Below are 13,621 nucleotides of genomic sequence, written 5' to 3' on the forward strand. Positions count from 1 at the left end.
CTTTTTTTCACGCTCCCTCTTGTTCCAAAATTTCTTTCAATGAAATACTGAAAAATTGGGTCTCTAATTTTTCCTGAACTTTTGCGTAATATCTTCGCACCGCACAAAAATCTACCGCCTTTCGACTACAATAAGCATCATCCTCCAGACATCGGTTTATTTTTGTCGTGCTTTCCATAAGGCGTATCACATCTCCCAATGTAATATCTTTTAAAGTCTTATTAAGTCGATATCCGCCTCTGGCTCCCAGATCTGCGGAAATATATTCTGCCTTTTTCAGTTTTGAAAGCACTTTCTCAAGATATCCTCTTGGAATTCCCATTTCATTCGATATCTCTGTAGCGGAAGCAATCTTTTTACATTGCCCCAGATATAAAACAGTTCTGATCGCATAATCTGTTGTCACGTTAAGCTGCATAGTCCGCCTCCTCATAAGTTATATACAAAATAAAAAAACGACCTCCATGTGAAAGAATGCCGCCATCATACTTACAATATATAAATCTCTTTTTATATAATACCTCTCAGGTAGGTATTATATTTTTTAACATAACAAATGCCCACATATCTGACTATGTAGGCATTTAAAAGCTTTGATCGCTGAATTCTTTCCTCTGTTCTATTTTTATACTACAGTAAAATTATACCCCCCCCCATGAAAAATTGTCAAGTTTTCGCCCTCAATTTATGTAAAATAATTTATTTTTTTCTACTATTCCACTTTTTACTTATACGAAATGTGAATTTTGTATATTTTTCAGTTTTTTTACATTTTCTTTACAAAATTTAAACCTGTATCACAGTCCCCACACATCTCCCTTAAAATATAAAAACTCTCTTTCCCACCTCAACACAGGAAGGTCATATGCATTTCCTTCCTTATATAAAATGCAAAAAGAGAGTTTTCATATGTTATATTATTTTCGGTTCTTTTTTATAAACAATAAATCTTTAAATTCATCTAAAGCAATCTCTTTCCCTGCCCTTTTCAAGCGCACGGCTTCCAACACTTCGGAATAACGTTTTTTCGTCAAAGGGTTTGTTGCCATTGTCACAATGGACAGCAGCAGACAGACAGAAGTTCCTATTACAAATATATTATGAAACCCTTGAACTGTCTGCATACTTTGCACGGATACCGCCGGATTATATCCGACATAATCTATAATCATCCCTAAAACACTGACGCCGGACGCAGCGGCTAATTTCTGGGATACGGTTGCCATAGAATAAAACAACCCTTCCCGTCTTTCACCGCTCATCAATTCATCGACTTCTACGCAGTCAGAAATCATAGCATAAATAACCTGATACAGTGCGTTTAACCCAACTACGAGAATGCTCGTCATAATGATCGGCGCTGCGGTTGAACCCGGCTTTAAGAAGAACAAAGGGAACACGATCATACACAAAAGCCAGATTCCCATAGAAATCGTCCATGAAACAACTTTTGAATATTTCGTAGACCAATGATCTATCGGAAAAACCCAAAACAACGCTACGATCCACATAATGATATTCACAAGGGATACCTGCGTGTCGTTCAGGTTCAGGTTATATCTCAGATAATATACCAATACTCCGAGAAAAATCGCCTGTGCCAAAATTGCAAATATAAACGCAATCGTTAAATGAAGAAACGGCTTGTTCCGAAGAGGACCTTCCAGCATTTCTTTTATGGAATAAGATTTTTTTGTAATAATATCTTTATTTTCGTATCCTTCACTCGCCTTATAACCGATCCAGATACTAAGCGTACAGATAATGCCGAAAAATGCAAAACATACGGACCAAGCTTGTCTGCTGCCGCCGACAACAGGCTCTAAAAAATCGGTATATGCCATGATCCCGCCGCCGATTGCCACTCCGATGATCGCCCAAAACGTTCTTATTGTAGCCAGCTTACTTCGCAGGTCATAGTTATCGGTAACTTCGCCGCTTAAGGAAGTATACGGAACGTCGATCAAAGTCTGAAATGTATAAAATAACAAAGCAACTATAATAAAATAAATTTTCTGCTGAATTTCAACAAAATCCCATGCCGTAAACAGTAGCCACGTTACAATTCCAAACGGAATCGCACATACTAATAAAAACGGTCTTCTTCTCCCTTTACGGGGATCGCGGTTATCTGAGATGATTCCGACCAAAGGATCTGTAACAGCATCCCATAAAGTTCCGATCGTCATGATCAGACCCGCGAATTTTCCTGACAATCCGACAACATTTGTAAAAAAATACAAGCCATATGTCGTAAACATGGTAAATGTAAAAAGCGTTGCCAAGCCGGGCAGTCCATATGCTATCGCCCTTGCAGGTGACATCCTTTTCATCTTACTTGCCTTTCTTATCTTCTTTTTTCATTCCTGCCACAGCAAATGAGAACGGCTCAATAATCCCCATCAGCCTGTCTATGATCGGTCCGTATGCAACAACTGCGATCAATGTTCCGATTCCCCATGACGATCCTAACGCCACTCCGATTACAAATAAGATTGCATAAGATATGATCAGACCGATTCCGTAACTCTTTTTAACAAGATCAGCCGCCATAAACGCAAATATATCGGATGTCTGATATCCTAAACCGATCGGGATATAATAAGCCAATGTCAAAATAATAATGATCGAACCTATTAAAATACACGCTATTTTCAGTCCGACACTCATTTCCGGAGCTGTCGGCAGCATCGGTGCAAGAACGTCTAACCAGAAATTTTCAAAAGGTCCTATTAAAAAGCACCATGCAAGAGTTCCTAAATGTACCAAATCTCTTCTTACAAAGAAAAATACAAAAAACATGATTCCTTCAAACACAAGAGCAACAGTACCAAACTGAACGTGAAATACATTTGATAACCCAATCTCAAATGTTGTCAGCGGATCACATCCCCATTCCGGCCAAACCAAAAGCGCTACTCCAAGAGCACAGATGAAAATAGAAGGGATAATTGCGAGCAGCCTTCTGGCATAACTCCAGATTTTTTTCGCATCCATTATTCTTCCTCCCACTGTACCGCGATCGCTCTTACAGGCGAACCGTCGCATCCTATAAGTTTCATCGGCAGTGCGATAACATACGGACGTTCAAAATCGATCTGATCAAAAAATGCCCAGTTTTCTCCGATCATCAATCTTTTTTCAGAGAACAGATCGTGTACCGGAAATTCCGTTCCACCAGTCTGATCCGCATTGATCGTATCAATTCCGATAAAGCGAACCCCATTATCAACTAAATATTTTGCTACATCTCCGTTTACATATGGATGGTGGAAAAATTCATCTGTACCTCTTGTTTTATACCAGTTTGTATTAAAGAGAACGATTTTTCCTTCACAAATTTCTTCTTTATACGGTTCGATATCTTCTAATGTAATTGCTTCGTCAGCCTTTTTATCCGTTACTCTTACAACAACAGCTTCTCCCAAGAAGAAATCTAATTCCATATTATCGATCGTTTCACCGCTGTTTGAAAAATGATACGGCGCATCTACATGAGTACCGGTCTGTGTTCCCATTACCAATGTAGATAGATTGTAACCTTCGTTTTCCAGTGTAGTAGCAACTGTAACAGACGGTTCCGGATCTCCCGGGTATATCGGTGTTTCGGCAGTAAATTCCCATGATAAATCTACAATCTTTTTAATTTTTCTCATAATCTCATATCCTCATTATTCATTGTAAGCTTTTTTTAACAGCTCCAAGTAATCTTCTTTCGTAATTTTTCTGGCATTGTCATTTGATAAAACATTGTTAGCAGATCTTTCCGCGATCGCCTCAAATCTCTCTTCCGTGATTCCTTTGATTTCTTTAATTGTAGGAATGTTTAATTTTCTGTTCAAAGCTTTCACATATTCTACCGCTTTCAATGCGTATTGCTCGTCAGACATACTTTCTTCTCTTTCGATTCCCATTGCATCCGCAATATCTGCAAACCGCTCAGGACATGCCGGAATATTAAATTCCATGATATATGGCAGAAACAGTGAATTTGCCACACCGTGCGGCGTATCAAACCAAGCGCCTACTGTCTCGGCAAAAGCATGTACCGCTCCGACATTTGAAGAAATAAACGCCATACCGCCGATCGTACTTGCGATCATCATGTTTCTTCTTGCTTCTCTGTCTTCGCCGTTCTCGTATGCTTTTTCCAGATTCTCTGCGATCATAGAAATCCCTTTCAGCGCCAGAGCATCTGTGATCGGCTGATGTAACTGAACCGTATACGCTTCGATACAATGTGTTAAAGCGTCGACACCGCATGCCGCAGTTAAAGATTTCGGCAGTCCGATCGTAATTTCAGGATCACAGATCGCTAAGACAGGAATCATATGAACAGGATCTCCGACTGTCATTTTGTACTGTCTTTCTGTATCTGTTATAACGGCACACCATGTCACTTCTGCTCCTGTTCCCGAAGTAGACGGAATGCAGATCAGCGGAAGTATATTTGTATCCAATTCCGTATCTCCCCACTCTACAGTGGATTTTCCGTTCGTGACAACCGCGCCGACAGCTTTCGCCTGATCCATCGCAGATCCCCCGCCTAACGCGATCAGTGCATCAACATGATTCTTTTTCGCAAACTCTGCCATTTCGTCACAATCTTCCGCTCTTGGATTCGGCTTCACATTCGTCAGCAAAAAGTTTTCGATTTTCGCATCATCCAAACTTTTCTTTAGTTTTTTATAATGCTCGGAAGACGCTAAAAACGGATCTGTAATAACCAACACTTTTCCAAAACCAAGATTCGCACATTCTTGTCCTGTCGTTTCTATTACTCCATACCCTTCTATAATACGTGTAGCATGAAATAAATTATTAACTTCCAACATACTTTTACTCCTTTTCTGTTTCTATACGTATTATTATATGGTATATTGTTACTATATACTCAAGCCTATTTATAAAATTTCCATTTTACGCAGGAAAGGATTGCTATTATGTACGAAAATCTATTAAATCCAAATGAATTTTCCAGTATTTCAGGAGTTTCCAAGCAAACTTTACTTTTTTACGAAAAGAAAAATGTATTTAAACCGATATTTAAAAATGAAAAAGGATTCCGATTTTACAGTTTAGAACAACTTGATATTATAGTAACTATACAGGCCTTACAGACAATCGGCTTGTCTCTCAAAGAAATTCAGAATTATATAGAAAACAGAAACGCCGACTTGATCTATGATCTATACAGCAACAGAATGATCCCTCTGAAACAAACAGTCAATAAATACAATCGGACAATAGAGATGATGCACGTAAAACTTGATCTGATAAATAAGGCGAAGTCTGTCTTATTAGATACGATTTATCTCGAATACAGACCCGCCATCCAAATTGTTAAAAGTAAAGAAATCCCCGCAGATGCAAGCGATACACTCCAATATAAAATCTTAGGAGAACATATGGCCTACCGCAAGGAAAAAGACTACAGCTTAGGACATGCGGTCGCCGGAATCGTAGATATGAAAACAGCGCTGAATCCGAATATCAATAAAACTCAATATAAATATTACTATACAATCCTTCCGTCAGATCACGATGAAAAAGATTATGACATTATTGAAAGCGGAACTTATATCGTAATGTATCATAAAGGTCCGTATAACCAAACTTATCAAGCTTATCCTTTTATGATAGATTATGCCGGAAAGAACCATTTTGAAATCGAATCTATGATCTACGACGAAAGCTTAATAGACGAAACTACGGAGTCAGATCCCGCAAACTACATTACTCAGATATCCATTAAAATAAAAGAAGTAAAGGGGTCAGATTAAGACCCTTTTACTTTCTTCATATGATGAAACAACATAATCCGCTTCGCTTACGTCCTGACCGTTCCCTGAACCGGTAAATGCCGCGACTTCGATCCCTGCCTGTTTCGCGGCGTGAATGCCGACAGACGAATCTTCAAACACAAGACACTCCTGCGGCACAGCGCCTAATAATCCCATCGCCTTTAAATAGCATTCCGGATCAGGCTTTCTCTCGGCACACATATCGCCGCAGACGATCACATCAAACAAGTCCGTCATCTGCATCCGATTCAGTCCCATAATAATAAGACGGGTTGCAGTAGAAGATACGAGCGCGGTTTTCACTCCGCTTTGTCTCAGCCCTTGTATCAGCGGAACAATTCCGGGAATCGGAGCAATATTTCCGTTTTCATATGTATTTCCAAGTTCTTTTCGTCTCCGTGTAAGCTGCTCTACTGTCACTTTGCGAGGCGCCCGCGACAGGAATTCTATAAGAAGTTCCTGATCATGCGTACCGATCAACCTCTGCTTGTCTTTTTCCGTCAGCTCAACTCCGAACTCTTTCAGTGCAAGACCGAGATAATGACTGTTGCTTTCTTCCGTATCTGCAATTACACCGTCAAAATCAAATAAAACATATTTTTTCTTCATAACCGCTCCTTTTCCGATCCCCGATTGCTTCTGATCTATTTTCCTTACTTTCCCTATGGAATATCAGGCGAATAAATGACGCGCTTCTTCCTGGATTTTTTTGATTTCTTCTTCTGAAAGATCGCAAAAATCACTGTTTTCCATAGAACATCCCGAATCCTGAACATAAACCATCTTTGTATCTTTCTGTGTGATCGAATAGAACCAACATTCTTTCGGAACATTATAAACTTTTCCCTTTTCCATAAGTGTCAGTTCTGTTTCAAATTTTCCGTCCTTTCTTTCTGCCGTGATCAGAATCGCTTTTCCGTTTACAAGGATAAACTGTTCATCTGTCGTATGATGAATCTCCAGGTGTTTCAGTCCTTCGATATCATTATCCGGCTTCCAGTTTTTAATGCTTACAAGCCATTTTTCATTCGTATATACACATTTGATTCCTTCTTCTTTGTTTTCATATACATTCGGTCTCATTTTTTTCCTCCGTTATTATACTATATTTTTCATTATTTTTAACTGGTTGATCTCTCTTTTACAGTTATCTTTTTATAGCTATCCTTTTTATCTTTTCTTTTATCCTTTTGTATCTTACCTTTGGATCTTTACACAGTTGTCTTTCCCAAGATCGGAACTCCGTATCCGAAAGCTCCTTCTAAAGCACATACTTTCGCCGCAAATACCGCGCCTTTTCCCATTGCCGTCTGAAGTCTTTTTGCCATTTCTTCATCTGTTCCCTCAACGATCTTTCCTTCCTTTGACGTTTCAAGAAGCGAACATAAAAATGCTGAGAAATAAGAATCTCCTGCTCCCATTGTATCGATCACATCGTCGGCGTGTACTGCAGGCGCATATAAGATCTTATCATTATAAAGAACGTAAGATCCGTCTTCTCCAATCGTTCCGAGAACAACTTTCACTCCGTAAGACTGTGCTTTTCTCATTTCTTTTTCCCGCTCTTCATCTGTCAAATGCGCGCACGACATAATCGCAACTGTTACATACGGACATATTTCTTTCAAATACTCGTCTGTCCAACGAGTAGAAAAATCATATGCAACCGGAACGCCCGTCTGATATAAAACAGGAAGTTCTTTTTCAATATAAGAATTCAGATTTGTGTAAATAAGATGAAAACCTTTGATATACTCTAAATCTTCTTTTGTAAATCCGAAATCATGCTCTTTTGCGATACCGCCTTTATTTGAACCTAAAAATACTCTGTCAGTTTCTTTCAAAGTTACAAGAGCGAATCCATTTTCACCTTCATAACGACGGCAGTGACTGTCATCAATTCCGATTTCTTTCAACGTATCCTGAACACAAGCTGCCACTTCATCATCTCCGTATTTTCCAAGATACGCAGACTCCATATTGTTCATCTTTACATAAACACATGTATTAACGCACTGTCCGCCCGGATACATCTTTCCTCTTGACAAATATTTATCACATACGTTATCTCCAACTGCAATAATCTTACAATGCTCCATCTTTCCGATTCCTTTCTTTTCTGACATTTTCTGCAACAGATCGCCTAATCGAAACTGTCACCGCTGAATTGTTACTCTTTTTTCATGCCGTATTTTGTTTCTTTGTTTTCCGGCATTTCACGATATCTTTCGCTACTTATAAGGATTGAACTGCTGTATAATCTCTGTCGCACGTTGTCTTCCGCGCCGCATGCACTGCATGATATCTTCTCCCAAGCTGACTCCGTATGTAAAAGCCGCGATATAAGAATCACCTGCTCCTACCGTATTTACTACTTCAACTTTTTCTGCATCCAACTTATAAAACTTCCCGTTCTCATAAGCAAGGCTTCCGTATTCTCCGAGCATGGCAACGACTGTTTTCGCCCCTTTTTCGTTCGTCTTCACCATGAAATTTCTTATATATTCGTCATCCCGATCATAAGAAAAGAATGCATAATCAAGATACGGAATGATCTCGTCGTTACTTTCCTGTTCCAAACGTTTAGAAAAATCATATACCCATATCTGCCCTTCCTGCCTGATCTCTTTTATATATCTGCCGACTTTCGCCCAACGCTCCGCATAAATAATATCAAACTGTTTTACAAATTCCAGATCATCGTCCTGAAGTTCGATCTCTTCCATCGCATTTCCTTCAAAATGCAGATGCTTTTTATCCCCGTCAACAAGATCCATTTTTGCGGCGGCTGTAGGGCGGTCGGTACGCTTTAGTATCCTCAAAGGAATTTCTCTTTCTTTTAACCTCTCTTCTAAAGCGTCGGCAAACACATCATTTCCGAGAATCGTCATTTCCGTGACATCACCGCCAAGATCTTTATAATTCAATGCAAAATCAATACTGTTTCCCGTCAGATAGTACCGATCTAGTTTATAATAAACGTCAATGCAGTTATCTGCCATCGCAAGTGTCCGTTTCATAATGATCTTAACCCCTTTCCCCGACTACATAAACCATATAACGTCTGTTTTTTATCCCATCGTATTCACAAAAATAAATATCGACTGCGTGTCCGAGTTTTAATGTGCCGTCTAAAACAGGAAATACGCAGTGATTTCCTGTCAGAAGCGATTTCAAATGTCCGGGCGCGTTTCCTCCGATCGTTCCGTAAGTCGGAAGGTAATGATTATGATGATACGGATAATCTTCAGGCGCGATCCGGTCAAGACATTCCATAAGATCTTTTTCTACACACGGAAGACTTTCGTTTACAGTGATCCCTGTCGTTGTATGCTCTGTAATTACATAGACAATTCCTTTTTCGACTCCGCTTTCTTCCACAACCTTGCGTACGTCATCTGTAATCTTGATCATCTCAAATTCTTTATCCGCACATATCGGAACTTCTTTTAGTATAAAATCCATCTCTCTCACTCCCTTCCAAGAAACCGCTCTGCATTTTCTGCATATATTTTTTCAAGTGTTTCTTCCGAGAAACCAAGACTGTCCAATCCTCTTTTACTTCTGACCGGGCGAATTCTCGGCGAACCCGAACCAAACATAATCTTATCCGCTATATTGTGTTCTACCCAAAGCGCTCCCATATCTTCGGTAAATACTTTCTTGTAAATCTGATACGGTCCGTCAAAATTCATCAGCGCCGTATTTGTATAGCAATTCTCATATTTCAAAAGCAACGCCGCCGTTTCCTGAACCCACGGCCAGCCGACATGAGAAAGACAGATGTTCACTTCGGGATATTTACTTAAAACCTCCTCAAATTCAATCGGACGGCAATATTTTGCCAGAGAGTTATTTTCCATACTCAATCCTGCCTGAAAAATGATCGGCCTTTTATATTTCTTACATATATCATACAGCACAAATAATCTTTCATCACAGGGATACATATGTAATCTTGCCGTATTGATATAAAGTCCCGCCAGATTTTGGAACTTAAACGCCTTTTCCAGTTCTTCTGCCGCCGATTCCTTTCTCGGATCTGCAGACGCAAACCCGACAAAAAACGTCGGATCACATTGTACGATCTTCTCGATCTCGTCGTTTGATATATCCGGTTCTCCCGTTTCAAACGAACAATCTGACGGAAGCAGAAATACTTTTTCAATTCCTGCCAATGCATATTGCTTTTTCAAAAGTTCGATACTTGACGGCTTCATCAAATGATAGTTCATCTGATCGCATCGCTTTTCAAAGCGCTCTTTATTTTCACAGATTGGTGAGAAAAGCGCCGGACGAATATGTGTGTCTATTACCATTTTTGTCACTTCCTCTTATTTTTCGCTTTTATTTTTCGCTTTTATTTGCCGCATTTCTTTTATATATCTCGTTTCTTATTTCTTTTGCTTCATTTTGTTGCTTTTTATTTTTTTGCTTCAATTTGTTTTCTTCTATATTGAAATTGTTTAAATTCTATGCATCATATCTTTATTATTCAAATACAAGTCTCTGAACATCTTGTAATGTTCTTTGTAATATATATGGTTCTTTTCATTCGGAACAAGTATTTTCCCTTTCGGAAGAGAATCTCTAAGCTCCGTAAAATCACGAAACCTCCGATCTCCAAGCGCCGCCATTGCAGCATCTCCGTATGCCGAACACTGATATCTTTTAGGAATACATATCTGCCTTCCGATCATATCGCATATAATCTGCATCCATGCCGCATTTTTTGTGCCGCCCCCTGCCGTAATAACGGATTTCGGCGGAAGGTTCATTTCATCAAACAAGATCATATGCTGAAGAGTCGAATATCCGACCGCTTCAAGCGCGGCTCTGTTAATCTGCTTTCTTGTATGTGTTCCTTTTAAACCGAATAGCATTCCCGATGCTTTCGCATCTTGTATCGGGCTGCGCTCTCCATAGATATAAGGAAGTATGATCAGCCCTTCCGATCCGGCTTCTACCTCTGCCGCCTCTCTTGCCATCACTGCGTATGCATTTTCACCGCCCGCTCGTTCCTTCTTCAATTCTTCCTCATAAAACGTATCCCTCACCCATCTCGTCAGCGTTCCCGCCGCATTCGTTCCGTCTCCGATACAAAATGTTCCCGGTATCGTAAATTCCTTTCCACCTTTTAAAGAACCGTTTCCGTTTGCCGACACATAATCATCAACATAACGATCAACACAGTAGTAATAAAACATAGACGAACCATACTGGAAAAATACAGTTCCCGATTCTACCAATCCTACGCTGATCGCTTCTGCAGTGGAATCTCCTGTACCGACGATCACTGGCGTACCTTTTTTCAAACCACTCTCTTTTGCCGCCTCTTCCGTCACTGTCCCTGCAATTTCAAAAGAATACGCGCACTCCGCGATCTGATCCGGCCGACAATATAAGCTACAATTTTCTTTATTTATCGTGCCGTCCCGATTATAAAGCGGACGAAACGATCCTTTTGCCAAAAACTGATCGATCACATACTTTCCGGTTAATTTTGCAGTGAGATATGAACTTCCCGTCAAAAACTTATATGTCTTTTCATACACTTCCGGCTCATGGTTTTTGAGCCACAAAATTTTCGTCGCCGTATCGCCTGTACAGATCGGATGACCGAACATTTTTTTGACGTCATCTCCATAATATTGAGTCAACCACTTAATCTCTTCTTCCGCCCGCGAATCGATCCCGTATAATATTGCAGGACGCAGCGGATTACAGTCTTTATCTACAGGCAGGCAGTCCGTACCAAGAGCGCTCGTCCCGACACATCTGATCTCGTCAGAACGAATGTTACTCTTTTCAAGAAGAAGCCTGCATAATTTACAGAAATCTCCCCACCAGACTTTGTCCGCATCATGTTCAAACCAACCTTCCTGCGGATGATCCATTCCATGAGTTACCGAACAATCTGCAACAGGGATCATATTTTCATCGATCAACATTCCTCTCGACTCATATGTACCGATATCTATTCCCAGATAATATTCTTTCACTGTTTTCTCCTCAAAGACTCTTCTTTCACTGTTTTTCTTATCAAAGATTCTTCTTTATTGATTTTTCCTTACAATCCTTTTCTTATGTCTGCCACAATCTCCATAAATTCTCTTACACGCTCTTTATCTACCCTGCCGTTAAATACGCCGTCTTTTTTAAATGCAGTTCCCATGCAGACGCCGTCACAGTTTCCCAGTTTCTCTCTGACATTTCCGTGATTGCATCCTGTATTACAGAATACCGGAACTTTTCTCGGCTTCGCCACTTCATGCACTCTGGATAGTATCACATCGTCCGGTTCTGCTCCTGCTGCCGCTCCCGACACACATAATCCATCTGCAAAATCGCCGAACATAATGGATTTTGCAACAACCTGAACGTCTCTTTGTACAAGATAAGCATCCGCTTCCGGGTTTACTTTAAAAAGAAGTTTCATATCTTCGATTCCGAGCGCTTTTCTGTGACGGATCGCTTCTCCGCTGTTCGAGACATATACTCCATATTCTCCCATATATGCTCCTGAAAAACAGCTTCTTCCGAATTTTGCTCCTGTTGCAGCTCCGAGATCGATCGTTGCAATCGGGTTTTTTACGACATTAACGCCAAACGGTACGCTGATCTCGTCTTTTAATTTTCCGATGATATACGCCATAGCCGAAACAACCGCGATATCCGCTACCGGCTGGTACGGCAAACTGAATTCGTTTGCAAAAAGGATTCCGTCAACGCCTCCGTCCTGCAGCGCCAGCAAGTCTTTCCTTGCGTGTTCTGTAACTGTTTTCATATCTCCGCAATATCCCGGATCTCCCGGAAGCGCGTCAAGATGCAGCAGCGCTATAATCGGTTTCTCTACTCCAAACATGTCTTGTGTCCACATAACACTTTCCTCCGTATAATATTTGTTTCTATGTTGTATTCTCCTTTATATAACAAGATTTGTAATTTATAATTAATCAAACTCGTTCGTATTTGCTTTCATCCATGCGACAATATCATCGATCGCCTTATCAGGATCGCGATAATATCTTCTGTCGCATATTTCAAACGACACCGTTCCGTCATAACCTCTGTTTTTAATCGAATCATAATATTCTTTCATCGGGAAATCTCCGTCTCCCGGAACAGTATGACCTCTGTCGTTAAAGTGAATATGCTGAAGTTTATCTCCTAGATTATCAAAATAATCATCGATCGTTTCCTTCGCATATGTCATCTGATCCATATCAACCATTCCGACGATTGACGGAGACTCGATCTCTTCCAGCATCTTTGCGATATCTTTGCTTGTGATAAGCACGTTTGTCGTCGTTACTTTTAACTCTTCCAAAAGTAACCTGACGTCTTTCTTTTCGCAATACTGCGCCAGTGTCCACAACGATTCTCTGCAGTATTTCCAACCCTCTTCTCTTGGCTGATCGAAGTATCCGAATCCGGTACTGATCTGCACACACGGACAGTCAAGAAACTGTGCCGTGTCGATTGCTCGCTGATAATACCGAATGCTTGACTCTCTTGTAAGATCATCCTGCGTACAGAAATTAACCGGATACACACAGTTTTCAGGCGTCATCGCCATCACACTTAAATGATGTGCTTCAATCTCCTTTTTCAATTCGATCAATCTTAAAAGCGGATAATCGAACAGATTAAGCTGCGGTGCCGAACAATACAAATCGATGCTGTTAAACGGTGAGCGTTCCACTTTATCAAGAAATTTTTTGATCGGATATCTTAAATAATGATAATTCATAGGCGCGAATTTCATTGCCATATTCCTCCGTTTCAATACTTAAAATTTGAAAAGACTGCCGCCC

15 protein-coding genes are annotated in these 13,621 nt (G+C 40.2%); 1 reads left to right on the top strand and 14 read right to left on the bottom strand.

Annotated features, from left to right (window positions below; all coding sequences use genetic code 11):
* Positions 1-7 precede the first annotated feature (7 nt).
* The 5 genes from RUMTOR_RS10015 to RUMTOR_RS10035 form a co-directional block, all read right to left on the bottom strand.
* Positions 8-418 carry an RrF2 family transcriptional regulator gene (locus tag RUMTOR_RS10015; RefSeq protein ID WP_004847614.1) on the bottom strand — a complete coding sequence of 137 codons (411 nt, stop codon included), beginning with the start codon at positions 416-418 and terminating at the stop codon, positions 8-10.
* 499 nt (positions 419-917) lie between these two features.
* Positions 918-2,333, bottom strand: coding sequence for an MFS transporter (locus tag RUMTOR_RS10020; RefSeq protein ID WP_004847615.1), 1,416 nt, complete (start codon positions 2,331-2,333; stop codon positions 918-920).
* A 1-nt stretch (position 2,334) separates the two neighbouring features.
* Positions 2,335-2,997 carry a DUF6198 family protein gene (locus RUMTOR_RS10025; RefSeq protein WP_004847616.1) on the bottom strand — a complete coding sequence of 221 codons (663 nt, stop codon included), beginning with the start codon at positions 2,995-2,997 and terminating at the stop codon, positions 2,335-2,337.
* Positions 2,997-3,656, bottom strand: a complete 660-nt coding sequence (locus RUMTOR_RS10030; RefSeq protein ID WP_004847617.1) for a cyclase family protein — start codon at positions 3,654-3,656, stop codon at positions 2,997-2,999. The genes RUMTOR_RS10025 and RUMTOR_RS10030 overlap by 1 nt, the downstream gene beginning before the upstream one ends.
* Positions 3,657-3,671: 15 nt before the next feature.
* Positions 3,672-4,835, bottom strand: coding sequence for an iron-containing alcohol dehydrogenase (locus RUMTOR_RS10035; protein WP_004847618.1), 1,164 nt, complete (start codon positions 4,833-4,835; stop codon positions 3,672-3,674).
* A 108-nt stretch (positions 4,836-4,943) separates the two neighbouring features.
* Here RUMTOR_RS10035 and RUMTOR_RS10040 point away from each other — a divergent pair, with 108 nt between their 5' ends.
* Positions 4,944-5,783 (top strand): MerR family transcriptional regulator, encoded by an 840-nt coding sequence (locus RUMTOR_RS10040; protein ID WP_004847619.1) that lies wholly within the window; start codon positions 4,944-4,946, stop codon positions 5,781-5,783.
* Here RUMTOR_RS10040 and RUMTOR_RS10045 read toward each other — a convergent pair.
* The 9 genes from RUMTOR_RS10045 to RUMTOR_RS10085 all read right to left on the bottom strand — a co-directional run bounded on the left by RUMTOR_RS10045 (position 5,775) and on the right by RUMTOR_RS10085 (position 13,572).
* Positions 5,775-6,413, bottom strand: a complete 639-nt coding sequence (locus tag RUMTOR_RS10045; RefSeq protein WP_004847620.1) for an HAD family hydrolase — start codon at positions 6,411-6,413, stop codon at positions 5,775-5,777. The genes RUMTOR_RS10040 and RUMTOR_RS10045 overlap by 9 nt on opposite strands.
* 63 nt (positions 6,414-6,476) lie before the next feature.
* Positions 6,477-6,887 carry a hypothetical protein gene (locus tag RUMTOR_RS10050; RefSeq protein WP_004847621.1) on the bottom strand — a complete coding sequence of 137 codons (411 nt, stop codon included), beginning with the start codon at positions 6,885-6,887 and terminating at the stop codon, positions 6,477-6,479.
* Between the two features lie 128 nt (positions 6,888-7,015).
* Complete coding sequence (locus tag RUMTOR_RS10055; protein WP_009242988.1) at positions 7,016-7,903, bottom strand: fructoselysine 6-kinase; 888 nt, start codon at positions 7,901-7,903, stop codon at positions 7,016-7,018.
* 132 nt (positions 7,904-8,035) lie between these two features.
* Entirely contained in the window at positions 8,036-8,824 is a 789-nt protein-coding gene (locus tag RUMTOR_RS10060) for a PfkB family carbohydrate kinase (RefSeq protein WP_004847624.1), read from the bottom strand.
* A gap of 7 nt (positions 8,825-8,831) precedes the next feature.
* Entirely contained in the window at positions 8,832-9,269 is a 438-nt protein-coding gene (locus RUMTOR_RS10065; RefSeq protein WP_004847626.1) for a secondary thiamine-phosphate synthase enzyme YjbQ, read from the bottom strand.
* A 5-nt stretch (positions 9,270-9,274) separates the two neighbouring features.
* The gene (locus RUMTOR_RS10070; RefSeq protein ID WP_004847628.1) at positions 9,275-10,123 is read right to left on the bottom strand and encodes an amidohydrolase family protein; all 849 of its coding nucleotides are present in this window, start codon (positions 10,121-10,123) and stop codon (positions 9,275-9,277) included.
* 147 nt (positions 10,124-10,270) lie between these two features.
* Positions 10,271-11,806, bottom strand: coding sequence for an FGGY-family carbohydrate kinase (locus RUMTOR_RS10075; protein WP_009242986.1), 1,536 nt, complete (start codon positions 11,804-11,806; stop codon positions 10,271-10,273).
* Between the two features lie 68 nt (positions 11,807-11,874).
* Complete coding sequence (locus tag RUMTOR_RS10080) at positions 11,875-12,684, bottom strand: BtpA/SgcQ family protein (RefSeq protein ID WP_004847633.1); 810 nt, start codon at positions 12,682-12,684, stop codon at positions 11,875-11,877.
* Positions 12,685-12,756: 72 nt separating this feature from the next.
* Positions 12,757-13,572 carry a sugar phosphate isomerase/epimerase family protein gene (locus RUMTOR_RS10085; RefSeq protein ID WP_009242985.1) on the bottom strand — a complete coding sequence of 272 codons (816 nt, stop codon included), beginning with the start codon at positions 13,570-13,572 and terminating at the stop codon, positions 12,757-12,759.
* Between the last annotated feature and the right edge of the window lie 49 nt (positions 13,573-13,621).

The sequence above is a fragment of the [Ruminococcus] torques ATCC 27756 genome (assembly GCF_000153925.1).
GTDB classification, from domain to species: domain Bacteria; phylum Bacillota; class Clostridia; order Lachnospirales; family Lachnospiraceae; genus Mediterraneibacter; species Mediterraneibacter torques.

Coding starts and splice junctions, on each gene's coding strand:
- RUMTOR_RS10015 (WP_004847614.1), bottom strand. CDS start 418: ATGCAGCTTAACGTGACAACAGATTATGCGATCAGAACTGTTTTATAT.
- RUMTOR_RS10020 (WP_004847615.1), bottom strand. CDS start 2,333: ATGAAAAGGATGTCACCTGCAAGGGCGATAGCATATGGACTGCCCGGC.
- RUMTOR_RS10025 (WP_004847616.1), bottom strand. CDS start 2,997: ATGGATGCGAAAAAAATCTGGAGTTATGCCAGAAGGCTGCTCGCAATT.
- RUMTOR_RS10030 (WP_004847617.1), bottom strand. CDS start 3,656: ATGAGAAAAATTAAAAAGATTGTAGATTTATCATGGGAATTTACTGCC.
- RUMTOR_RS10035 (WP_004847618.1), bottom strand. CDS start 4,835: ATGTTGGAAGTTAATAATTTATTTCATGCTACACGTATTATAGAAGGG.
- RUMTOR_RS10040 (WP_004847619.1), top strand. CDS start 4,944: ATGTACGAAAATCTATTAAATCCAAATGAATTTTCCAGTATTTCAGGA.
- RUMTOR_RS10045 (WP_004847620.1), bottom strand. CDS start 6,413: ATGAAGAAAAAATATGTTTTATTTGATTTTGACGGTGTAATTGCAGAT.
- RUMTOR_RS10050 (WP_004847621.1), bottom strand. CDS start 6,887: ATGAGACCGAATGTATATGAAAACAAAGAAGAAGGAATCAAATGTGTA.
- RUMTOR_RS10055 (WP_009242988.1), bottom strand. CDS start 7,903: ATGGAGCATTGTAAGATTATTGCAGTTGGAGATAACGTATGTGATAAA.
- RUMTOR_RS10060 (WP_004847624.1), bottom strand. CDS start 8,824: ATGAAACGGACACTTGCGATGGCAGATAACTGCATTGACGTTTATTAT.
- RUMTOR_RS10065 (WP_004847626.1), bottom strand. CDS start 9,269: ATGGATTTTATACTAAAAGAAGTTCCGATATGTGCGGATAAAGAATTT.
- RUMTOR_RS10070 (WP_004847628.1), bottom strand. CDS start 10,123: ATGGTAATAGACACACATATTCGTCCGGCGCTTTTCTCACCAATCTGT.
- RUMTOR_RS10080 (WP_004847633.1), bottom strand. CDS start 12,684: ATGTGGACACAAGACATGTTTGGAGTAGAGAAACCGATTATAGCGCTG.
- RUMTOR_RS10085 (WP_009242985.1), bottom strand. CDS start 13,572: ATGAAATTCGCGCCTATGAATTATCATTATTTAAGATATCCGATCAAA.